Raw genomic sequence first — 23,440 nt, forward strand, 5'->3', positions numbered from 1 at the left:
TCAATGATTCGAATGAAAAGGATTATCCCTACCTTTGCAGTCCGAAAATGATAGAGGGCAAACCTACTACCTGCTTAACGCCCAGCCATAAATTCCTAATACAATATATTGATTTCATCCCTGGGTGACTATTTCCCGGGTGAGAAGCCATTTACCAAACTTTAATGAAGAAGTATTTTAACCTATTCGACCTCTCCCAAAAGGTCAATTACAAAACTGAAGTTTTATCAGGTCTTACAGTAGCCATGGCTCTTGTGCCAGAGGCAGTGGCTTTTGCTTTAATAGCCGGGTTGTCTCCTCTCACAGGGCTTTACGCAGCATTTGTCATGGGCCTGATTACATCTATTTTCGGTGGAAGGCCCGGTATGATTTCCGGGGCTACAGGAGCCGTTGCGGTAGTGATTGTTTCGCTGGTGGTGTCGCATGGGGTAGAATACGTTTTTGCCACTGTGATCCTCGCTGGTATTATTCAGCTAGCCGCTGGTTTTCTGCGCCTGGGCAAGTTCATGCGCCTGGTGCCACACCCGGTTATTTTTGGTTTTGTGAACGGCCTGGCCATTATCATTTTCATGTCGCAGCTTGATCAGTTTAAAGATGCTTCAGGTCACTGGCTGACCGGCCCATCTTTGTATATTCTGTTAGGTTTTGTGTTGTTAACCATGCTGATCATTTGGGGCTTGCCGAAAATTACAAAGGCTATTCCCGCAGCACTTACGGCTATCCTCGTGGTCTTTGGTATCGTGGCCATCTTTGGTATTGATACCAAAACGGTGGGTGACATAGCCTCTATACAAGGCGGTTTTCCCCCGTTTCACTTGCCCTCAGTTCCCTTTTCACTCGAAACGCTGGCCATCATTTTTCCCTATGCTGCCATAGTGGCCGGGGTGGGACTGATCGAAAGCCTCCTTACGCTCAACATCGTCGATGAAATTACCGAAACAAGGGGACGGGGCAACAAAGAAGCGGTAGCTCAGGGCACGGCCAACATCCTGTCGGGTTTGTTTTCTGGCATGGGAGGCTGTGCCATGATTGGCCAAAGCCTTATCAACGTTTCTTCAGGTGCCAGGGCTCGCTTGTCCGGCATTGTGGCTGCCGTGATGCTTTTGGTATTCATCATGTTTGGTGCCGGTCTGGTGGAGAAGCTCCCTATGGCGGCTCTTACCGGTTTGATGATCATGGTGTCAATCGGCACATTTGAGTGGGCCAGTTTGAGAACATTCAATAAAATGCCTAAGTCCGACATCTTCGTGATGGTAATGGTAACGCTCGTGACTGTGTTTCTGCACAATCTCGCCTTGGCGGTGTTGGTTGGTGTCATTATCGCCGCATTGGTCTTTGCCTGGGATAACGCTAAAAGGATCAGAGCAAGAAAAAGCATCGATGCGAATGGCGTAAAACACTATGAAATATATGGGCCACTTTTTTTCGGCTCGGTGTCTGCGTTCAATGAAAAATTTGATGTATCCAATGACCCTGACGAGGTCATTATCGACTTTGCGGAGAGCCGGGTGGTAGACATGTCAGCCATAGAAGCTTTGAATAAGATCACAGAACGTTACCAGAAGGTAGGTAAGAAACTTCACCTGAAACACTTAAGCCCCGACTGCAAACAACTGCTGCAAAATGCTGATCAGCTTATCGATGTGAATGTGATGGAGGATCCCACCTACAAAGTGGCCGTGGATACCATTTGAGATGGAGGCGAGGTGATTGCTACCATTTCACTCGTTGAATGAAATGGTAAACTTAGTCCCCTTATTGACCTCACTCTCGACTTCGATGTTTCCGCCAAGGCTGGTTACATGGCTGTGAACCAAGTAAAGGCCTATGCCTTTACTGTCGCTATGGTTATGAAAACGCTGGTGAAGCCCGAATATCTTTCCTTTTACCTTGTTCATGTCAAACCCAAGCCCGTTGTCTGAAAAGACAAGTTGGTTTGTGTTGTGCGATCTGGTAGTCGAAATAGAGATTACCGGTACCACATCAAGTCTCCGGTACTTGATCGAATTGGTGATCAGGTTCAGGAACACGCTCTCCAGATAGGCCCTGTTGAATTTGATATGTGTTACTTCCGAAAAGTCGATTTTAAACTGAACATTGGCATTTTTCGCCAAAGAATTGATAGAATTGACTACGGTACTCAACACTTCCTTCAGGTCAAGTTCTTCGATGGGTGCAGTCTGGCTCTCTTTTTGGCTGATTATGTTCAGGTAGTCATTCAGCGTTTGATTGAGATTTTCCGTAGCGGCTTTAAGGATAGGAATTAGCTCAAGTGCGACTTTGCTTTGAATATTTGAGTTGTCCAGCAATTCAACTATTGTAAGGAGATTGTTGACGGGGGATCTTAAGTCATGAGAGGTAGTATAATTTAGCTGCTTCAGGTCTTTGTTTGCCTCAGCCAGGTCGGCCAGCAATGCTTCTCTTCCTTCTTCAATCCTTTTTTTGTGGGTAATATTTTTTGCAATGGCATATACCAACTGTTCCGAGTCATAGGGCATAGAATTCCATGAAAGCCAAACTACTTCCCCGCCTTTGGTCACATATCGATTCTCGAAATCCAGCAGGGGCACATTTCTTATGAGGGAGTCCCGATGGACTTTGGTAAGATGTTTGTCGTCGTGGTAGATGAAATCACTGATAGGCTTTTGCAGCAGTTCCTCCTGGCTGTAGCCTAGCAGCTTGCACACGGCAGGGTTCACTCTTTTGAAATAACCGTCGTAGCCAGCAACACAAAGTAAATAGGGTGATAATTCAAAAAAGGGATCTAACTTAAATTTTTGAGCTGTGTTCAGTTCCTTATCCATATTTTGGATCATCATCTCCTGAAATACTATTGATTTTTATAAAGATTTTCAACGGCCATTACCAAAAACATATAATTGGTAGACCCTCCTCCCATTACGTACTCTGTTTGCTGCCAAAAGAAAGGCCATACTTTCAACTCTGGCAGGTCAGGTCGAATCAGGGCCGTGCCGGAGGCGACTCCTCCCGGAATAAATGACCAGTCGGCTCGGTTCACGCCATAAGCAACCGTCACCGATTTGGATCCAACGCCAGAGGCAAAAGACGAGGTGTTGATGCCCGGATGAACGCCCAGCACAAAGTTCAATGAATTGATGAAGAACTCGGGAGTACACAATTCAGGCCAACCTTTGTAGAAGAAATACTGCTCGACTCCAAACCGCTGGATATTCCACCCTGCCCCCCAAATATTGGGTTTGTAAGGTACCCCATACGGTGAGTCGGCTTTTTGCTCGACCTTCAGTTTCGTTTGGTATTCCCCAACAGCCTGGCTAACCGCTTTTAGAAATTTCTTGTCCTTGATGGCCGGCAGCGCATGGCCAACGGCCCATCCGCTGCGGGCAATATCTTTCACAACACCTTCTTGCATGGAAACCAGCGCTTTGCTGTATTTCTCGTCTTGGGTAGCGAGCAAGAGTTCTGACAAGGCAACTATTTTTGCGCTTTCCACTCTCGGGCCGGAAGCAGCACTTTCATATAGCATGAGAGCTGCTTTCAGGGCTTCTTCCGCCAACGCCGGATTGCTTTGTTTCAGCACCCTCGAAGCTGCAGCCAGTCCGCCGGCGACGTAAAGCTCCCGGCGTGGGTTTTCTTCTGTAAACACCCACCGGTCATCCATAACAGCCGATTCCGTCGCAGTTCTTTCACCACTACCCAGTGAGGCATTGTACACCAGGTTGTCCGTCATAGCAGTGGCATCTCCCAGCATCACATATTGCCTCAGGGTAGGGCAAATAATGCCACGGTAGAGCCTGCCCAGCGAACGATAACCTCCCAGCACACTTTCCAGACCATGCTCAATCTGCTGCAAAGCATCGGAAGTACCATCGGGCTGGTGGATTTCCACGATCCTGGTTTCCTGGTCAATCATGGTGGCGTCGTAGTCGAGGCCAAACTCTTCAATCATCAGGGCCAGGTTCCAAAGCGTGCCTATTTGTGATTCCACCCGCAGGTCGAAGTCGCCGGCATCGTGCCAGCCGCCTTTGTTAATGCCCGGGACTGGTTGCAGCGGCTCGAATTTGGTCAATGTGGAAGGGCCTTGTATGTAACCGTCGAAATGGTTGGTGTCGACGGGTGCCATCAGCGCATCGTCGAGGTGGCAGTAGTCGTGCCAAACCCTGTATTTTTCGTTCACCCGCATGTGGCACATTTGCACTGGCAGGAAGTACTCCAACACGGGCTGCCAGGCATGGCGTTCATAGGTGTCTGCCCCAATCTTGAAAGCATTGGTTTCAATATCACCATAACTGGCAACATACATGCCCGGCTCTTTGATGTCTGAAAAGTCGAAGGTCAGGTATTTGTAGCGAAGAAAATTCCCCCAGGCTGTTGGTTTACCCGACTTCACAGATTGCCTGCCGTTTTCGGTGAGTTTGAAAAGTGTAAGGTCTGCTATCGTATTGTCTTTTGGATCAAGTTCAATGACCGCCTGCTTGGGCTGGTTGGGGTGGTAGCCAAGCTGCGACACCTGCACCACCGGTTTGTACTGCCAGTTGGGCACCACATTGGGTGTAATTGTCCATTGCAAAGCATTTTGGGAGGAGCCCGCCGGTATGGTTTCTCTTATTATGAACCAGCCGTTGTTATGATTGGCCCGGCCATCCCTTAGCTCCAGCGTGCCTGAATTGGAAGTGAAAGTGATGCGTTGCAGATCAGCTTCAGGGGCCACCACAAGTTTTTTGCCCGAAGCCAACACATGGGTGACATTCTCACCACCTTCTTCGGCCACCGGCCCGTTGGGCTGCTGAGGAAAGATGCCCGTCTGCTGATCGAGTATCCACGATTTGCCAAAAAGGTCGCCTGGAAACAGCTCGAAATTAAAGCCTACTTTGCCAATCCACTCAGCGGGCAGGGGCTCGTCGAGGTGTACCACCACGCTGAAGGTATTTCCCTGCAAGGCTTTCACCTCCACACTGTAGGCAAAGGTTAGGTCGGGGTACAAAATAGGATTGAATCCCTTGCGATTTTTACTGCTATCAGGGTACCAAAGTCTTTGGGAAATAGTGCCTGCTTGCTTGTCGATGGTTAGCTCGCCTCCTTTGGGCACAGGAGACCATTGTCCCGGCGATGCTTCGAGGCGTAGATCGCCATTGGCAGCCACCCGGTTGCCATGTTGGATAATAGTGACGCCTGTTTGATGGCCATCGGGGTAAATGTCGCTAAAGACAGTAACATTAAGGCCTTGCATGTCGAAGTAGCCTTGCTCGTTAATTTGAAGTTGCTGCTGGGCGAAAGAAACAGAAGTGAAAAGTGTAAGGAAGAATAGTAAGCTTGTTCTAAGCATGGAGCGTTATGAGTTGTAAAGGGAATACTAAAGAGTAAAGAATTCACTTTGAGTATTTATGTATCTGGGGATAAAAGTAGGGAAATAAGAAGGAATGCAGCAACCCTTTATGTGTAACTACATTTAATTTTTGAAAATTTATCAATTCAGGGATTTAACATCGTTTTTGGCGTGACCTGACACTTGAGTTACCTCAGAGAGCCACGCTCACCATTTGCAGATCACAGACGATGCTAGCCCTTTCTCGTTCCACCATGCCCCAGGGCCACTATCCTTATGATTTTGATATTCAGCCAGAGGTATTTGAAAAATTGGATGATTGGGTTTTGCATCCTGGCTTTTTGCGATTTTGTTATTTTCTGTGTCATGACTTTGTTTCTTTATTCAGGTATCAACCACCAAAAAGGTCTCATTTTAGCTTTGTAGATGAAGGCATAGTGCAGCGTAAGCTTGACCCAGTGGCCTGCCAGCCCAATGTCGCCAAAGGTTTTGTGGACGTCTCTTCCACCGGTTTCTCCGTATTTTTTGTAATCGGGAACAATAGGAAACGTGGTAATGCTGATGCCCATGCCTTGCGTGGCACCATAGCCAGCAGAGGCGATGCAGGCAGCACCCATATTGCCCATTGAGCCTTTGTGAGGCAGGGTAATTTTCCCGTTGTTCACTGATTCAATGATATTGTCGGCCACCAACTTAGCGGTGATGCCCGAAGGCATGCCTGTTCTTGGAGGTGCCGGGAAAATGTCCGTACCGTTTTTGCTTTTCCTTGGTTTGGAGATGGTGTGAGGAGGAGCAAAGGCGATACCTGGCGCAAAGATGTTGGGGTAGGAGGGGTTCTGGTAGGTTTCCGGCCAGTCCTGCACCGTCCATTCCTCGTAGGGCCTGGGTGTGTAGTCGGCATCCACAATCATGAAGCCCTTGAAAAGCTTGTCGGTGATATCGCCTCCCGCTTTGTCGTAAGCTTTGAAGCCATGACCCGAAAAGGCTGGGATCAACATGGCAAAGTCAAACTCCTCGGTTTTATACTCTCCGTCGAGGTTTTCGTAGTGTGCTTTCCCGTCTTCGACTTTGGTAACGCCCGCTCCGGTGATCCAGCGAATGCCTCTGTCCCTGAAGACCATTTCCAGCATGTCGCTCGACTTCATTACGTCCTTGCCATAGCTCAGTAGCATGCCGTCGATGCCGAAGTCGCCAAGGGCATATTCATTTGATATCCAGGTCATGTCCACCCTGTCTCTAACGCCAAACCTGACAAGCTCCTTCTCCACGTTGAGTATGTATTCAAAAGCAGCACCCTGGCAGGTGGCTTTGGCGTGGCCGGTCCCGATCAGGATTTTGGCTCTTTCACCAGAGGTTTTCAGCTTATCGATCAGTGCTCTTAAACCCTCCCAGGCATGCTCGGCATGGTCGTACGTACAAACGGAATAAGCTTTGTTTGTACCGGGCACTAACCCTTCCGTCATATCGAAAGCCAACTTAGGCCCCGTGGCGTTGACCAGATAGTCGTAAGTGACTTTTTCCTGCTGGCCTTTTTTGTCTGCAGAAGTGTATTCAACCTTCACAAAAGGCATGCTTTCCTCAGCATCGCCTTCCGGATGGAAAGTGACCACTTTGGCCTGTTTGAAGCCGATGCCTTTCCTTTTGTAGAGCGGAGTCAGAGGGAACACAGTGTCCTTGCGGGTCATTCGCCCGATACCCACCCAAATATTGGAGGGTATCCACTGGTAGTTGCTATTGGGCGACACCACCAGCACCTCATGTTTCTTCGAGAGCTTACGCCGCAGGTAGGAGGCGGCAGTGTGGCCGGAAATACCGGCCCCGAGTACAACGATCTTTGCCATGTCAGGTATGTTTTACCTAAATATCGGCAGGGGAGAGAAGGAAGTATGTGACTGTTGTTACACTGCTGGTCGTTTGTTTTTGCTGATCGTTATATTGGATAGCTGCTGTCCTGACCTTGATCCTTGATCTTGGAATTGCTGTTGTTAAGAGATATGTTTATGTAGAGAAGGGGCTCAAAAAAATCCCTTGTTGTATGCTGTGCATCCAGGAAGAAGACGAATGCTCGCCTGATCGAATTTTTGAAAGTATGAATGCAGGGATAAAATCGTATAACGAAAGCCAACCGGCAGCTGACAAGGAAATCTGCGACTTGCTTGCCACCACAATCGACAGCGTTTTGATTGAGGCCGAAAGCAAAATCTGGCATGCCCATCCTGTTTGGTTTTTGGAAGGCAATCCGATTGTGGGGTACAGCAAGCAAAAGAAGGGGATGCGCCTGATGTTTTGGAGTGGAGCTGATTTTGAAGAAGAGGATTTAGCTGTTAGAGGTGAGAAGTTCAAAGATGCTTCTATTTTTTACAATTCTGCTGAAGAAATTGACGTGACTAAATTGCAGCAATGGCTCGGAAAGTCGAGAAATATTCAGTGGGACTATAAAAACATCGTCAAGCGAAAAGGTAAGCTGGAGCGGTTGAGGTGATAACTTGAAAATTTTAATAATATGAAATAGCCATAAGGAGTACCATACCCAACGGACCGGCGTGGAACGATGAATAACCAGTCAACAGACTACGATCTATTCCGTAATGGTACAGGCTATTCCCGCTTCGGCGGCGGTTCGCCGAGCGACCGATCTGGCCTCTAAAAAGTAAATTTTATACAGATGAAACTAGGTGCATTCTCAGTTAGTCTTAGTGTCAAGGACCTAAAGGCTTCAAAACAGTTTTATGAAAAACTCGGATTTACCGTCTTGGGAGGCGGTATGGATAAAAACTACCTCATCATGAAAAATGAGAATGCACTGATCGGGCTGTTTCAGGGCATGTTTGAAGGCAATATTATGACATTTAACCCAGGTTGGGACGAAAATGGCAAAGACATAGCAAGCTTCGATGACATTAGAGAAATCCAGCAACACCTGAAAGGTGAGAGCATTGAAACGGGGAAGGAAATTGACCCCAAAACGTCCGGCCCGGCCAGCATGATGATAACCGATCCCGATGGCAATGTGATTTTGATTGACCAGCATCGGTAGTGCATTGCCCATGTTGCGGAAAACAATTCAGAGGTGAAAGCTAGTACGGCGCCTGAACGCCTGGGGGTTTCTCCTATGTTCTCTAGGGTGTCTCGATCCACGAGGTAGGACGTCCTCACCCTAAAACGACCCAGCTTCAGCCCAGAAATTTCCCAGAAATCGATACCTTCATAACCAGATAGAAGGGAGCATGTGCTTGCGGCAATAATTAGAAGAGAATGGGAAAGAGATTAGATGCTATCACGCCTGAATTGAAAGCATTCATTGAGGATCAAAAAATTTTTTTTGTGGGGACTGCGGCCGGGGAAGGCCGGGTAAACATATCCCCCAAGGGGGCCGACGCCTTTCGGGTGCTGGAGGGGAACAAAATTATCTGGCTCAACTTAACAGGAAGCGGAAACGAAACAGCTGCTCATTTATTAAAGAATGATAGAATGACGGTAATGTTCTGTGCCTTTGAAGGGAGGCCTTTGATTCTCAGGCTTTATGGAACTGCTAAAATCTATCATAAGCGAGACAGCAAATTCCAAGAATATATTGGCCAGTTTCCTGAAAATACTGGCTCCAGGCAAATCATTGAAATGCATGTCGATTTGGTGCAAACGTCCTGTGGGTTTGCTGTACCATACATGGATTTCAAGGAAGAGCGAACCATGTTGAACGACTGGTCGGCAAAACAAGGAACCGATGGTATTGAAGACTACTGGAAGAATAGAAATACTGAGAGCATTGATGGATTTGAAACGGGAATACTCGCTGAATAAGATTGAACCACTTCAGGCAGCACGTCTCTCATTTGCGATCACACAGGCAGATTGAAGGATATTTGACCCTGGCTTTCTCCGTTATTTTCACTCATGTGCAGCTTTGTAAATTGCGTCAAGCAGGCTTCCTTCTTCCTTTGTGTCGTTGCCCAATTCCCAGAACATGATACCTCCCAATCCTTTTGCCATGGCATATTTCGTTTTTAGTGCCACCGAGACTGTATCATCATAGGATACCATTAAGCTATCTGTAGCATTGTACATAAAAGGTGCCTTGGCTTTATCATCCCAAAAGCGTCGAAAACTGCTGTCGTTCTCATAAGATGACCGAATTTGGTGGTAGGCCATCCACCCAATGTGCATACCGCCGCTGCGCTGATACAATCCGTTGTTTTCTGGTGATACCCCCTTCCAAACCCTACCGTAAAATGCGGCTCCAATGATTATCTGATTGGCGTTGACACCTTCATTGAGGAGGAAGTCGATAATTTTTTGTGCAGAACGTGGGTGGGGGTCAGGATTGGCACCGGCCTGGTACAAGCTATCCAGGTGATCATGGAACGGTGTGCCCAATATATCTTCGCTTCGCACGTCACCCAACGGCGAATGATGTCCTGTGTAATCTGATACGCCAGATACCTGGTCATAGGTCATTACATTGGTATAATCCGCATATTTCATTACTTCATTCACTTCAATGTGATCGTAGTAGCGCTTCCAGCCAGCCGAAGCGAAGGTCAGGACTTTTTTGGATTCAAAAGCGTTCAGCATCTCACGCAAGCCTTTCATCAGGGCGGTGAAGTTCTGAGTATCTTGTTCACGTGCCATGGTGCCAGCACCTGATATTCCTGGATATTCCCAGTCCATATCCATACCATCGAGCTGGTACTTTTCTATAAATTTCGAAGCGCTGTTGATGAACTTTGCACGACTCTCTTCAGTAAGCGCCATATCTGAAAACCCATCCGCACCCCAGCCTCCACAAGCGATCATTACTTTTAGGGCCGGATTGCGCTGCTTTTGCTCGACAAGTGCCTCTAGCTTTGGCCCAGCCACCTCCGGCTTTCTAAATTTCATTTCTCCATCGATCACATGGGTGAAAGAGTAAATGATATGGGTAAGCTTTTCTACCGGTACTTTTTCCGGTTCGAAATTGCGCCCCGGTACATAATAAGCCATTACGACCGGTCCGGATGCAGAGTCGGCTTTTACGGCTTCTTCAGGCTGCTTTTTTGACAGCGGTGAACAGCTGAGCGTAAAAATCAGAAGTACCAGTTTGAATGAGGTAAGGTTTTTCAAGTCCAATTTATTTGTTTTAGCCTTGATAGATTTTTACTACCAAAAGGTGAATGCTTAATTAAAACGTCGGTTTGACCAGGTCAAGGAAACAATGATTTCGTTAGTGTGAAATCATTATCCTGCGAACGTTGTAAAATATTTACCAAGCGGTTTAAAAGACACGTTCCAAAATTTGTGCACACCAAGAGTCACTTTGCCTCACGTCGATTATTTCCTTTGTGTCTATGCAGCATGCAAATCCAACACTTTGTCTGCAGATGGGTTGGTCAGGGTATCTCCTATATTCAGTTTAATAAGTTCGATCAGGACCTTGTTCAGGCGTGGCTTGATGAGCGTTGATTCTAGGGAACTTGAATTCTCAAGGTTGGCCACTGGAACTTTGATTCGTTATAAAGCCCTGTCCTGCCCCATGGCATCTTTCCTGGCAATTGCAAATTTGCCATAGCAGCCTTAGCTTGTCTCTCCTAACAACCAAACCTTAAAACCACTCATGAAACCCATCCCAATGAAAAAATATGCTCCCCTGTTCTTGCTAGCGGTGCTGTCAGCCTGTAACCCAGAAACAAAACAAGAATCTACCCCTGCCACAGTGGAAGAGGCTACCATCGGCCAGCACATCAGCCAACTGGCCTCCGATGAATTTTTAGGTAGAATGCCATTCACTGAAGGAGAAACCAAAACAGTCAATTATCTGAAGGACGAATTTGCAAAACTCGGGCTACAGCCAGGCAATGGCAACAGCTATTTTCAGGAGGTGCCCATGGTGGAGATTACAGGCACGCCGTCAGAAAAGATGGTATTCGCCAGCCCTGGCAAGACAATGGAACTGACCTACATGACAGACTTTGTCGCCCTCACCCTAAAGCCTACGGCCGAGGTAAGTCTTGAAAACTCTGAGCTCGTTTTTGCGGGTTATGGCATCGTGGCGCCGGAATACGGCTGGAACGACTACGAGGGCATCGACTGGGCCGGAAAAACCGCCGTGGTATTAGTCAACGATCCTGGCTTCAAATCGGGCGATTCTACCTTGTTCAAAGGCGATGAAATGACTTACTACGGTCGCTGGACCTACAAATACGAAGAAGCAGGTCGACAAGGTGCTGCAGGAGTGATCATTATCCATGAAACCGAGAAGGCCTCTTACGGCTGGAACGTGATACAGTCGGGCTGGACAGGCCCACAGCTTAACCTGGAGAGCGACCGGTCTGTGGCTGACGTGCAGGGGTGGATCACAACCCAGGCAGCCGACGAACTATTTGCCGCCACGAACCTTGAGGGCAAAGACTACAACCAAATGGCCAGGATTAAGGGGTTCAAGCCTGTGCCGCTTGGCTTCACGGTGTCTGTAAAAGTTACCAATAGCATCAAAAGAGATATGTCAAAAAATGTGGTGGCTTTGCTGCCGGGCACTGAAAGAAAGGACGAGTACATTATCTATTCTGGCCACTGGGATCATTTTGGTGTGGGCCGCCCCATCGATGGTGACTCCATTTATAATGGAGCTGTCGACAATGCGTCAGGCACTGCTTGTCTGCTGGCAATCGCCGAAGCCTTAAAAAAAGGAGAGCCAACGAAGCGGTCGATTGTTTTCATCGCTGTGACCGGCGAAGAACAGGGTCTGCTCGGCTCGGCGTATTACTCCGAGCATCCCATTTACGATCCGGAGAAGACGGTGGCCAATATCAACATGGATGCCCTTTCCAGCCCAGGCCGCATGAAAGACCTCACCATTACCGGCTTTGGCCATTCTGAAATGGATGAGTACGCCACTGCTGCCGCTGAAAAGCAAGGGCGTTATGTGATACCCGATCCCAACAAGGAGAAAGGCTACTTCTTCCGCTCCGACCACTTCAATTTCGCCAAAATAGGCATCCCTGCTTTGTATGCATCGGGTACTTACGAGGGCTTCGACTACAGTGTGGAGCAGATCAAAGAAATAGCGGATCACTACGAAACTTACAGGTACCACCAGCCCTCCGATGAATATGACCCTGCGACTACGAATTTAACCGGTGTGCAGTTTGATGCACAACTGATGTTTGAGGTGGGTCTCAGGTTAGCTAATGAAGACTACTTTCCTAAATGGTACGACGCAAGTGAATTCAAGGCTGCAAGGAGGAGGGAGTAGTGGTTGATGTGGCTCGGCCTTCTTTCGTGTCCTTAGAAAAGAATGCCCTAATGTCAATCTGGAGGTTTACCAGAAGTTGGCAGTTGCTTAACGAGAAAAATTTGCAATGACTTATCAATCTGAAAGGTTACGGCTGAGAGAGATTTCTTTCGATGACTTAGGTGATATTCATCATCTACACTCTTTTTCAGAAGTGGATGAATTTAATACGCTCGGGATTCCGGGGAATCTTGATGAAACCAAAGAGTATTTAACGCCATTGATTCAAGCCCAAAAAGTGACTCCCAGAAAATCCTTCTTCTGGAAAATAGAATTATTGGCGACTTCAGCGTTTATAGGAATTGCTGGAATGACTTTATCCCTCGATCGATTCAAACGTGGAGAGATTTACTACAAAATTTTGCCCGATCAATGGGGTAAAGGGTATGCAACCGAGATCGGCAGTTTGTTGATAAGCGTGGGATTTAATGAATTTTCTCTACATAGAATCGAAGCTGGCGTGGCAACAGAAAATGTCAGATCCATCAAGGTTCTAGAAAAAATAGGGATGAAAAGAGAGGGGCTACATCGGAGAATACTCCCAATAAGAGGGGAATGGAAAGACAATTATCATTATGGTATCGTAGAAGGAGATTTGAAAGATAATTGAACATTCACCTTATTAATCGGATGGCTTAAGGTCAATTTTTCTTACTCTCCAATTTTACCGTTTATTATTTCTAAAAAATCTTCTCTATAAGTGCTGCTTAAAGGCACCTCATGTTTGTCGATGATCACACAATGGTTTTTGATTGTTTCTATATGCTTGAGTGCTACTACAAAGGAGCGATGTACTCGAACAAATTGATGCGGCGGAAGTAGCCCCAGTACTTCAGACAATTTGTACCGGGCCAGTATTGGTCGGCCGGCCGTATGGAAAGTCACATAATTGCCATCGCTTTCAATGTATTTGATGTTTTTGATAGCTAGCTGATGAAATTCAGCGCCGCTTTTGATAAAAATGGTCTGCTCCGACACATCAGCCGATGGTTCAGCATTGGCAGATTGAGCGCCAATGGTTTGATTCAGCACGTTCTTCACTTTCATGATCGCTTGAAGCAATCGATCGAACTGAATCGGCTTTAAAAGATAGTCTACCGCTTTTAGCTCATAGCTTTCCAGTGCATACTCCGAATAGGCGGTAGTGAAGATAATTAATGGGGGATTTTGCAGTAGCCTGGAAAAACTAATGCCCGACAGCTTAGGCATGTTAATGTCAAGAAAGATGAGATCAACTTTGTGCTGCTGAAGATAGTCCAGTGCCTCCATGGGGTCTCGAAAAGAAGCTTTCTGCACCATCGAAGGAAGAGTATTCAAATGAATTTCAAGCACCTCGATAGCGGCAGGCTCGTCATCAATAATTACGTAGTCTATCATGGTGTCTGGTCAAGTTGTAAACTTAGCGAAGAGATAAAGTAGCCATTTTCTTCCGTTGTTTTCAGCTTATGCGTATCAGGATATAGAACAGCAAGTCGCTTTCTTAAATTATCGAGGCCAAACCCTGATGAATTATCTGGAATTGCGCTGGCTCCTTTGTGAATGGAGTTCGTCACTTTAAAGTCCATCCGGTTTTGCTTTATCTCCAACGATATTTCTATGGATGATTTAGCATTGGGAACTACCCCATGCTTGATGGCATTTTCCACAAAAGGAATAAGCAACATCGGGCTTATCTTGGCTGCTTTGATATCTCCTTTCACGTCAAAATCGATATACACATCGTCGTCTTCTGCAATGCGCAATTGATATACCTGAATGAAGTTTTTCAGGTGATGGATTTCTTTTTCCAGCACCACCTTGTCTGCATTGGTTTCGTACACCATGTATCGCATCAGCTCGGCCAGTTTTGCAATGCCATCTGCCAATTCGGGGACATTGTGCTTCAAGGCTTTTGCATAAAAGCTGTTCAACACGTTGAACAGGAAATGTGGGTTGATTTTCGACTTCAGAAAGGCCATCTCAGTGGATAGTTTTTCCTCGAGTAATACCCTTTTCAGCTTTTCATTGTGTAGCCAATACTTGAGTAGCGAATAGGATAGGGCAACAAGCAAAACAAAGAACCCGACAATTAAATTGTAGAAAAAATAAACCTGGAAACCTTCATTCGCCGTGGAGAAGAAATTGACCAGATAGTTGTAGTCAACAAAGCTCTCAACCAGTGCAATAGAAATAAGTGCAGTAAGTATTAAAGCGACTAATGTCTTTGTCTTTTTTAAGCGTAGAAATTTAGGTACAAGGTAAAAGGCCGTCGTGTAAAAAAGCAGTTGACTCATCAAAGTGCCGTACAAGAGCGGTGCCCAATAGGGACCGGTTTCCTTCCTGAAATCTCCTATGGTTGACGTTGCTTGCAAGAGTATAAAATACCCTACTCCCCAAATCAAAATATGGATGATCGTCTCTGATTTCTTATTCATGTTGATGATTTTCCTTCTCAAAGAAAAGGAATTAAAACGGTGAATAAATCCCGATGGGACAAATGCCCTCTTTCCTGTGACTAAACCGTGTAGTACTGTGAAGTTGGCTTATTTCACATCATTTCCCCCCTGTATCACATCTTATTGGACGTCGGTCACTTTCATTTTATAGTGCCATCCACATGCTCTAATGTTGTTTCAATTATAAAACACATTATAAGCGATACATCATGAAAAGGTTAATCATTGTTGCACTCATTTTAGCCGCCGGACATGGTTCCTTTGGGCAATCCAATTCGAAGAAGGAGTTGGAAACTAAAATGGATGAATTATTTGAAAGCTATACACAATACAATCGCTTTGTGGGCAATGTGTTAGTCAGCAAAAACGATCAGATCGCTTACCAAAAGAGTTTTGGGTATGCCGATTTGGAAAGGGGTAAAAAGAACACCGGGGCATCCATATTTAGTATCGCTTCACTTACAAAATCATTGACTGCTGTAGGCATCATGAAGCTGGTCGAGAATGGAAAGCTCACTTTAGAAACGCCTCTCTCCACCTACTTCCCCCATTTTATGCCCGAGCATTCAGGCCAAATCACTATCCAGCACCTGTTAAATAATAGCTCGGGCATGCAGGCCAATATTGGAAGGATAGACGACGCTGGCAACGGCCTGATGCCTGGAATAGAAGTAATAACGATCGATGAGCTTTTAGAAAAATTCGGAGATTCGAAGTTGAATTTTGAGCCCGGCACAGCTTATGAGTACAATAACTTTGGCTACGTATTGCTTGCCAACATTATTGAAAAGGTAAGCGGTTACTCCTATCCCGACTTTATGGAGCAAGCTGTGTTCAAACCCGCTGGCATGAAAAACACGGCTGCGGCTGCATCAAAAAATGTTGGGCAAATAGCCTACCCTTATTTTGGATTGGGTATGGAGACCTTCGAAAAATTCACGACTCCATTCCACACTTCCTGGCTCATGGGTGCTGCTGACGTGACGTCTACCACTACGGATTTATACAAGTTTATGCAGGCGTTGGACCATGGCACACTTTTGACTCCAGCTTCTGTAGATCAGCTGTACACCCGCTCTCAGGAAATGGGAGTGAATACGATGACGTCCGGGTTGGGTTGGGTCACCGATCAAAAAGAGGGAGAAAAGTGGGTATACAATAGCGGTTTGCTCCCTGGGTATGCCTCCATGATGGGCTCGTTGCCGGAGCAAAACATTAAGATTATCATTCTATCTAATGCTACTTCAGTTAACCCTGTGACAGATGAATTCGAGGGGAATATCTCCTTCGTTGAAGGAGAAATAACAGATAAAATGGTAGCGCTGCTACTGGGCAAGCCTGTTGAACTCACACCTGTACCCACTCAAATAAGTGCTGGCAGTTTCAGTGAAGAAAAGGCGTTTCAATTGGACGACGAACACACTATCGTTATTAAAAATGAAGGTGGTAAGTACTTTTTAGAAACGACTGGCAAAGCACCCTGGTCGGTTTTTACTTATGCATTTGCTAAGGATGCAAGTGAGAAGAATGAAGCCAGTGAAGTAGCGCTGTTTTTCGCCAAAGCATGGAGTACGCAGCAGTTTGAGGGACTTTCAGATTACGGCAACGAACAAATGAAAGGATTCTTAGGCACCCAACAAGGACAGGATCAATTAAAAGGAATGTGGGCCAATTTTGTCAACCATGCTGGTGCATTTCAATCGTACAACATCTACAAAATTGCCGGCGAAGAAGTGAAAAACGTGCACATAAGATTTCACTTCGAGTCAGTTGATGTCGGAATGGTCATCGTGGTGAACGCTGAACACAAAATACAGGGAATGTTCATGGATGATGCTGTCAGAACAAGCCATGTGACAAAGGTGGCGCTTGTGCCTGTGGGCGAAAACAAATTCTTTATTGACGGGCACCGCAATGGTGGCATGCAAGATTTAGTAATTAATATGACAGATTCACTACTAACCCTGAATGACGGCTCCGAAAAATTTGAGGCTAAAATTCAAACAGCATTTTGAGTGGCGAGGTTTTGCCCCTTAGGCTTGCATCGCTTATGAGAAAGAAACTTAAAACAGGCAGGTTAAGCATTTTAACGATCGGGGTTATACTATCTCTCGTGCTCTTCACAGGATGTACCAGGGAATTGATTTTCTTTCCTGGTACGATTCAGGAAGAAGTGGATAAAACGATCGATCGTGGGTTTGACGGCACCATTGTGTATATCAATCGATCAGGAACATCTTCGTTTTACAGCGCCGGATGGAAGAACAGAGAAAAACAGGTTCCTGCAGATCCCCACTCGTTGTTTAAAATTGCGAGCATTAGTAAGCTCTACATAGCCGCTGCCACAACCAAATTGATTGCTGATCAATCTTTGTCTTTGGATAATACACTAACAGAGCTCCTTCCAGACCTTGCTAAAGGCATTGAATATTCAGATCAGATTACCCTGAGAATGCTGCTCCAGCATCGCAGCGGTATACCTGATTTCATTGACGCCTACCCATGGGACAGTCCATTCACGGACAATAGTGACACCTACACCCTGGTGATGGGTCAACCTGCCGACTTTAGACCAGATAAAAAGCATAAGTATTCCAACACCAATTATTGGCTGATCGGAGAGATACTTGACCGAACATTGAGTTACAGCCATCACCAATACATCCAAAATGAAATTCTCCATCCGCTAAGGCTAAACAACACCCACAGTTTGCTTAGTGAGGTGGATATAGAAGATGTAATGAGTGGGTATAATAAAGGATATGAGCCTGATATCAAGGGCAATGATTTTATTCATCCTGGTGGCTCGATGGTGGCCACTGCAGAGGACGTAGGGATTTTCTTGCGGGCATTAATTGATGGCACACTGTTCTCTGACGATGAGCAGGCGATTTATTCCTCTGTTTACAAATACGAGCATACGGGCTGGTTACCCGGCTATTCAAGTATCGCACGCTATCATAGTGACATAGATGCCGTGGTTGTCCAGTTCGTTAATACGAGCAGTAATGAGCTGTTCTGGCTTCAATTGGAACAGGTATACAACAGGATTGTCAAAGCTTTAGAAAAGGAACAATCCAATAATTGAAATTAATATTGTGAAACATTTCTTTCTCATTCTACTGGCAAGCCTGATTCCTTACCTAAGCAGTGCTCAAAAAATTGACTCACCAGGTAATAGTTGGGGTTTCGCTTTGAATTCAAGCTTTAACACTGAAGTCGACGCAGTAGGACTTGTTCCCAGCGCATCGTACTACAAAGGAAAAAGTCAGTTCGAATTGGGTGTCGGGTTTTATCCGTTTGTTGTAAACAACCAAAGAATAGTAAGCGGGAATTTCAATTATAAGTACTTTCCAAACGGAGCAGACGACAAATTCAATCTGTTTCTGATGATGTCCACCGCCTATGTCAATCAATTGCGAAAGACATACTATCCAGCCACCTATCAATACCTGTTCTTAAGCGGAGGGTATGGTATGCAAATCAGGTTGATTAAAGGGGCGTATTTGGGAACAAGCATTAATCTTGGAACTTTCACTCATAGCAAGCGCACGGAGAATCCGTACAAAAACTACCTTGGCACGCAAAACCTGTTTGATGAGTTCGGTATGAACCTCGATTTTCAGGTAAACGTCGGTTACCGATTCTAAATTAAAACCAGCCTTCTATTGGCCTGCAAAGCTACTCGTGGGACGACCTGCACATTTAATGTGAGCAAACCCACCCTCCCCGGGAAGTTTGTCTTTTTCACATTGTCAAGGGTATCCATCACAGCTAACTATGCTCCGAGCACATTCATTTTACACCCTGAATAAATCCCCTTACTCTTGCTTTCAGTTGAACTTAACCAATTCAAGAAATGAAAAAGCTATTACTCCTGATCCTGTGTTTGGTCGCTGGAATCAACTCATTTAGTCAACCCAATGCCCAGGCCAATTCGGAATACAGTGAAAAAAGTCAAGATAAAAATGCTGTCTCCCAATTCGTCTATAACGACAAGGTGGCCTTGAAGCTTGACTACTTCGGGGAATTGGTGCTACATCCGGGCCTTAGTATGGGAATCGACTACACACTAGCCAGGAAGAACTGGGTAACCGTTCACTGGGACTCAGAATTGGGAGGCTACTGGCATCGCTGGAACAATACCGCAGTCTTTCTCAAATCCAGTATTGGCGCCAGGTTTCCAGTCAGGTCTCTCTTTGTCGATCTGAATGTCGGAGCCGGATACATACACTCCCTTCCTGCTGGCACCATGTATCAAATATCTTCAGAAGGCGGAATTGAAATAGCAGCCAACTGGGGGAGTCCTCATTTTATGCCCACCACCTCCTTTTTGATCGGCTGGGATGGAACAAGAATAATGAACCTACCCTGGACTTTTCATGCAGGAGTGGAGGCCTATTTACAATCCTCCTTCAATCACATATTCCTTCCTCATGCCGCGGCCAAGGTTGGGTTTACCTATAAATTCAAAAGACAATCACTATGAGAACTTTAATTCAAGTGCTCGCATGTTTAGCTCTGTTTATCATGAGCTCCTGTGAAAAGGAAAGTTTCTACGATGGAGATTATTTCTTTATCAAAAATGCGGGGGCCGAAATGCCGGTCTTCATAAAAGGAAACACCGAGTCCGGTGTTTTTATCGTCTTCCTGCACGGCGGGCCAGGCGGAAGCGCTTCTCTTCCTTCCTTTATGCCCGTCTCAAAAGAGCTGGAAAAGGATTACGCCTTTGTCTATTGGGATCAGCGTGGTTCCGGACTTTCGCAGGGCAACCCTGACCAAGCCACATTCACCGTCGATCAATTTGTGGAAGACCTTGATTTAGTTGTTGAAAGCATCAAACTCAGACACAACAACCCCAGGATTGTCTTCTACGGCATTAGCTGGGGCGGTGCTTTAGGCAGCGCTTATTTAAGTACCGGCAACCTTCAGGAAAAGGTAGCCGGATTCATCTGTATGGATAGCGGACACAACCTGCTTGAAGGCATTCCGAAATCGGTGGTGTTTGTGAAAGAATACGCCCAAAAGCAAATTGAGGCAGGTATTGATGTTGGCTATTGGAGAGAAGCATTTAACTGGTGCTCCATTGCTCGGGACATGACAATTAAGGAAAACTATTTCAAATACGATGCCTACTTAACCAATACGAATGCCTATCGCAAAGATCCCAATCAGGAGGTGCAGGGACCAGAAGTCGGCGCTTTGGGCGCAATGAACTCCTACCTCTCATTGTCCATATTCTTCAATGGTGGATACCTCAGACCAAACTTTAATGTATTAGCGCTAAACCTCAGCCCTCAAATGGCAAAGATCAAGATACCCTCAATGGTCATCTGGGGAAGACACGACGGGGTGAATACAATTGAAATGGGTTTTGATGCATATAACAGTATTGGCGGGCCTGATTTTACGGACAAGGAAATGGTGATATTAGAAAATAGTGCTCATGAAGGGTATATGGAAGAGCAGCCATTGTTTGTGAGTTCATTCAGGCGGTTTGTTGACGGACTTTGATAATAATGACACTCAGCCTTCATTATTGCGGGTCGTATTTAGCCAAATTAAAAAAAGCACAATGAAAGACATCAAAACTATTGCTCCCTTTTTTCTTACAGCCATCATGCTGCTCGCAGTGGGGTTAGTTTTTATGATTCCACTTGAAAGCTTACTCCTACAATGTTCTCTGTCAGACTTTCAGGCTGAATATGTCAACCTGCTAGCGAAAATGAGCGTGTTAATGCTATTAGGATTCTCGCTTATAAAAAAATGGAACTTGACTGTTATTGCTGGGCTCTCAGCCATTTACACTTGGAAGCGTCAATATTTGAATGTCATTCCTGTTTATCTGGTACTGCTTGGCCTTGCCTCTGTAATCGCTGCTGATCTGACGAAAATAGAACTACCAAACTTACTCCTTCTATTACTGAGCTGTTTGGCGGTAGGTTTTGCAGAAGAGCTATTGTTCAGAGGTGTTTTACAATCGTTTTTCCTGAAGAGATACATTCACCAAAAATCAGGCATTTTCTCAGGCATTTTCATTCCTTCGCTTGCTTTTGGCTTATTTCACCTCATCAATTATTTAAAAAAAGGGGCACTAATGCCAGTGCTAGTCCAGGTTGTTTTTGCCACATTTATTGGGTTCTTCTTTGGTGTATTACTGCTAAAAACCAATAAGCTTGTTCCCATCGCCATAACACATGCGTTAATTAATTTCTCGTTTTCCCTTCAAAATTTACCTGGCCTTCAAAGCCAGGTGCCGCAAGAATCACAGAATGTGTCAATGGCTCCAATAGTTATATTTATGCCTTTATTGATTATCGCTCTACTTCTTCTGAAGAAAATCGATAAAACGGAAGTACAAGAAAAATTAAGCCAAAGCTTCTGATGCTTTTCGTCCGCTGTAAGTGTTGAACGTCAAAATCATAGAAGCATTGACCACTTAAAATGTAAGAAACTATGCAGGAAATCAATTCTATCAACATTATGGAGAAGTTTTCATTGTTTGAAAAGCAATGGACTCCTCACATCATTGGGGAACTCAATGGTCAGTACGTCAAGCTATGCAAACTCAAGGACGACTTTGTGTGGCATAGCCACGAAAATGAAGATGAGCTTTTTATGGTGTTTAAAGGCACTCTTTTGATGGACTTTAGGGATGGAAGAACAGTTGAAGTGAAAGAAGGTGAAATCCTGATTGTGCCAAAAGGAGTGGAGCACAGGCCGCACACAAATGGAGAAATTGTATTTAACCTACTTTTTGAGCCAAAGGAAACGTTGCATACTGGCACAACGGAAAGTGAAAAAACAGTCAAGGAATTGGGATGGATTTAAATGGGGCACGGGCACCGTCCTGAAAAAATGATGCAATGAAAAAGAAACAAACTAAGCGAATACTCAGAATAGCATTTATTGTGGCAAGCTTCGGCTCCCTATACTTCGTGCCATGGATTTTGGTAAAGGCCTGGATTATGCCACTACCTGATTCCATTCAGGAGCAAGTCAGTGAAGCAATCGACCTCGGATTTGATGGAATGATTGTTTACGTGGACCAGGCCGGGAAGCCACCGGAGTTGTATGCCGCAGGCTGGCACGACCGAAAAGATAAAATTCCCGCCAACCCAAAAGCTTTGTTCAAGATTGCCAGTGTGAGCAAGTTATATGTGGCTGTAGCCGTCGCTAAATTGGTCAATGACAAACAGCTATCATTGGATAAAACCCTCGCTGAATACATCCCAGAGGTTGTTGGACGGATTGAACATGCGGATAAAATTACCCTGAAAATGATGGTGCAGCATCGCAGTGGCATTCCCGATTTTTCCCGCACCGCTGGCTATTGGGTGGATCCGCCGAAAGCCAATAGAGAAAATCTTGAGTTGGTGTTGGACAAGCCTGCGGACTTTGAGCCTGATGAATCATATGGCTATTCAAATACGAATTATTTACTGATAGGCGACATCCTTGACAAAACATTGGGATATAGCCATCACCAATATATCAAAACTGAAATTTTGATGCCGCTCCGCCTGAACAATACTTACAGTTTGCTTAGTGAAGTGAATATAGACGATGTAATGAGTGGCTATTATGTAGGGTATGATGGCGACCTAAAGCACAATGAATTTATAAGCCCTGCAGGCTCCATGATAGCTACGGCAGAGGACGTGGGCAAATTCCTGAGGGCATTGAACGATGGCTCCGTGTTCAAAGACGGGGAACAGGAAATCTATTCCTCCATTTATGTTTACGAACATACGGGCCTGCTCCCTGGCTACCAGAGTATTGCCAAATACCACAAAGACATTGATACAGTGATTATTCAATTTAACAATACAACCAATTTTGATGGATACGACTGGAGTTTGGCGGAAATCATAAATAGTCGAGTCGAAAAAATAGTGAGGAAGAAAAAAGCTGACCACAATATATAAAGGCATTCCTGCCTGGCACGAATGCCTTTGTACTCATCTTATTAACGACAAAACAACACAACTGCCGTGAATGATAAAAAAATATTACTCTCAACTCTCTGGATATTCGCTACGCTAAATTATCTGTATTGTGATGTCGTGGGGCTCATGGATTCAGGCTTGCTCAGCCAATATTTGACAGGCACTGTCAATGGCATGGAGATGAACGAGAATTTCTTATTAAGTGGGGCCATTCTAATGGAGATTCCTATAGCGATGGTTATCCTTTCCCGACTGCTGAAACACACAGCTAATCGCTGGGCCAATATTATCGCAGGTTCTATAAAAACTGTGATTATGATTTTGACCATGTTTGTTGCGACTCCCAAATCATATTATCTGTTTTTTGGAAGTATAGAGATTGTGACAACAATGGTAATTGTTTGGTATGCCTGGAACTGGACAAAACCTGAGGAGGTAACTGTTAGTATTTAAACAAGAGATCCAGCGGCACTACGATTTCTAT

22 protein-coding genes are annotated in these 23,440 nt (G+C 45.4%); 15 read left to right on the top strand and 7 right to left on the bottom strand.

The genetic code is table 11. The features are described 5' to 3' along the window. The first annotated feature begins 164 nt into the window (after nucleotides 1–164). The gene (locus tag GC130_RS08540; protein WP_151997872.1) at nucleotides 165–1,694 is read left to right on the top strand and encodes a SulP family inorganic anion transporter; all 1,530 of its coding nucleotides are present in this window, start codon (nucleotides 165–167) and stop codon (nucleotides 1,692–1,694) included. A gap of 27 nt (nucleotides 1,695–1,721) precedes the next feature. On the opposite strand, the gene GC130_RS08545 is transcribed toward GC130_RS08540, so the two are convergent. From GC130_RS08545 to GC130_RS08555, 4 genes are all read right to left on the bottom strand, one after another. Beyond that, a complete protein-coding gene (locus GC130_RS08545) occupies nucleotides 1,722–2,804 on the bottom strand; it encodes a PAS domain-containing sensor histidine kinase (protein WP_201568280.1) in 1,083 nt (360 codons plus the stop codon). 26 nt (nucleotides 2,805–2,830) lie between these two features. Further along, nucleotides 2,831–5,305, bottom strand: a complete 2,475-nt coding sequence (locus GC130_RS08550) for a glycoside hydrolase family 9 protein (RefSeq protein ID WP_151997873.1) — start codon at nucleotides 5,303–5,305, stop codon at nucleotides 2,831–2,833. 233 nt (nucleotides 5,306–5,538) lie between these two features. Beyond that, nucleotides 5,539–5,673: a hypothetical protein gene (locus GC130_RS29070; RefSeq protein WP_255471518.1), complete on the bottom strand. Its 135-nt coding sequence runs from the start codon at nucleotides 5,671–5,673 to the stop codon at nucleotides 5,539–5,541. A gap of 12 nt (nucleotides 5,674–5,685) precedes the next feature. Then, complete coding sequence (locus tag GC130_RS08555; protein WP_151997874.1) at nucleotides 5,686–7,146, bottom strand: NAD(P)/FAD-dependent oxidoreductase; 1,461 nt, start codon at nucleotides 7,144–7,146, stop codon at nucleotides 5,686–5,688. Nucleotides 7,147–7,340: 194 nt separating this feature from the next. Between GC130_RS08555 and GC130_RS08560 the strand changes: the two genes are divergently transcribed. From GC130_RS08560 to GC130_RS08570, 3 genes are all read left to right on the top strand, one after another. After that, nucleotides 7,341–7,787: a DUF1801 domain-containing protein gene (locus GC130_RS08560; protein ID WP_226940411.1), complete on the top strand. Its 447-nt coding sequence runs from the start codon at nucleotides 7,341–7,343 to the stop codon at nucleotides 7,785–7,787. Nucleotides 7,788–7,970: 183 nt separating this feature from the next. After that, on the top strand, nucleotides 7,971–8,342 hold the full coding sequence (locus GC130_RS08565; RefSeq protein WP_151997875.1) for a VOC family protein: 372 nt from the start codon (nucleotides 7,971–7,973) through the stop codon (nucleotides 8,340–8,342). A gap of 218 nt (nucleotides 8,343–8,560) precedes the next feature. Then, on the top strand, nucleotides 8,561–9,106 hold the full coding sequence (locus tag GC130_RS08570) for a pyridoxamine 5'-phosphate oxidase family protein (RefSeq protein ID WP_151997876.1): 546 nt from the start codon (nucleotides 8,561–8,563) through the stop codon (nucleotides 9,104–9,106). An 87-nt stretch (nucleotides 9,107–9,193) separates the two neighbouring features. Here GC130_RS08570 and GC130_RS08575 read toward each other — a convergent pair whose 3' ends face one another. Beyond that, a complete protein-coding gene (locus tag GC130_RS08575; protein ID WP_226940412.1) occupies nucleotides 9,194–10,405 on the bottom strand; it encodes a glycoside hydrolase family 18 protein in 1,212 nt (403 codons plus the stop codon). 490 nt (nucleotides 10,406–10,895) lie between these two features. Between GC130_RS08575 and GC130_RS08580 the strand changes: the two genes are divergently transcribed. Further along, complete coding sequence (locus GC130_RS08580) at nucleotides 10,896–12,533, top strand: M28 family metallopeptidase (protein ID WP_201568282.1); 1,638 nt, start codon at nucleotides 10,896–10,898, stop codon at nucleotides 12,531–12,533. 106 nt (nucleotides 12,534–12,639) lie between these two features. Continuing rightward, entirely contained in the window at nucleotides 12,640–13,182 is a 543-nt protein-coding gene (locus tag GC130_RS08585) for a GNAT family N-acetyltransferase (protein WP_151997877.1), read from the top strand. A gap of 41 nt (nucleotides 13,183–13,223) precedes the next feature. On the opposite strand, the gene GC130_RS08590 is transcribed toward GC130_RS08585, so the two are convergent. Beyond that, nucleotides 13,224–13,949 carry a LytTR family DNA-binding domain-containing protein gene (locus GC130_RS08590; protein WP_151997878.1) on the bottom strand — a complete coding sequence of 242 codons (726 nt, stop codon included), beginning with the start codon at nucleotides 13,947–13,949 and terminating at the stop codon, nucleotides 13,224–13,226. Further along, on the bottom strand, nucleotides 13,946–14,986 hold the full coding sequence (locus GC130_RS08595; RefSeq protein WP_151997879.1) for a sensor histidine kinase: 1,041 nt from the start codon (nucleotides 14,984–14,986) through the stop codon (nucleotides 13,946–13,948). Before GC130_RS08595 ends, GC130_RS08590 begins: the two co-directional genes overlap by 4 nt. 230 nt (nucleotides 14,987–15,216) lie before the next feature. Here GC130_RS08595 and GC130_RS08600 point away from each other — a divergent pair, with 230 nt between their 5' ends. The 9 genes from GC130_RS08600 (at nucleotide 15,217) to GC130_RS08640 (ending at nucleotide 23,409) form a co-directional block, all read left to right on the top strand. Then, a complete protein-coding gene (locus GC130_RS08600; protein ID WP_151997880.1) occupies nucleotides 15,217–17,022 on the top strand; it encodes a serine hydrolase in 1,806 nt (601 codons plus the stop codon). A 35-nt stretch (nucleotides 17,023–17,057) separates the two neighbouring features. After that, nucleotides 17,058–18,095, top strand: coding sequence for a serine hydrolase (locus GC130_RS08605; RefSeq protein WP_151997881.1), 1,038 nt, complete (start codon nucleotides 17,058–17,060; stop codon nucleotides 18,093–18,095). A gap of 10 nt (nucleotides 18,096–18,105) precedes the next feature. Further along, a complete protein-coding gene (locus tag GC130_RS08610) occupies nucleotides 18,106–18,657 on the top strand; it encodes a hypothetical protein (RefSeq protein ID WP_151997882.1) in 552 nt (183 codons plus the stop codon). A gap of 209 nt (nucleotides 18,658–18,866) precedes the next feature. Continuing rightward, nucleotides 18,867–19,496 carry a hypothetical protein gene (locus GC130_RS08615; protein ID WP_151997883.1) on the top strand — a complete coding sequence of 210 codons (630 nt, stop codon included), beginning with the start codon at nucleotides 18,867–18,869 and terminating at the stop codon, nucleotides 19,494–19,496. Then, nucleotides 19,493–20,521 carry an alpha/beta fold hydrolase gene (locus tag GC130_RS08620; RefSeq protein WP_151997884.1) on the top strand — a complete coding sequence of 343 codons (1,029 nt, stop codon included), beginning with the start codon at nucleotides 19,493–19,495 and terminating at the stop codon, nucleotides 20,519–20,521. The genes GC130_RS08615 and GC130_RS08620 overlap by 4 nt, the downstream gene beginning before the upstream one ends. 61 nt (nucleotides 20,522–20,582) lie before the next feature. After that, on the top strand, nucleotides 20,583–21,392 hold the full coding sequence (locus tag GC130_RS08625) for a CPBP family intramembrane glutamic endopeptidase (RefSeq protein WP_151997885.1): 810 nt from the start codon (nucleotides 20,583–20,585) through the stop codon (nucleotides 21,390–21,392). A gap of 71 nt (nucleotides 21,393–21,463) precedes the next feature. Continuing rightward, entirely contained in the window at nucleotides 21,464–21,838 is a 375-nt protein-coding gene (locus GC130_RS08630; protein WP_151997886.1) for a cupin domain-containing protein, read from the top strand. Between the two features lie 35 nt (nucleotides 21,839–21,873). After that, nucleotides 21,874–22,935: a serine hydrolase gene (locus GC130_RS08635; protein ID WP_151997887.1), complete on the top strand. Its 1,062-nt coding sequence runs from the start codon at nucleotides 21,874–21,876 to the stop codon at nucleotides 22,933–22,935. A 66-nt stretch (nucleotides 22,936–23,001) separates the two neighbouring features. Then, on the top strand, nucleotides 23,002–23,409 hold the full coding sequence (locus tag GC130_RS08640; protein ID WP_151997888.1) for a DUF6326 family protein: 408 nt from the start codon (nucleotides 23,002–23,004) through the stop codon (nucleotides 23,407–23,409). Nucleotides 23,410–23,440 lie beyond the last annotated feature (31 nt).

Origin of the sequence: Imperialibacter sp. EC-SDR9 (assembly GCF_902498805.1) — a bacterium.
In the GTDB taxonomy this organism is placed as follows: domain Bacteria; phylum Bacteroidota; class Bacteroidia; order Cytophagales; family Cyclobacteriaceae; genus Imperialibacter.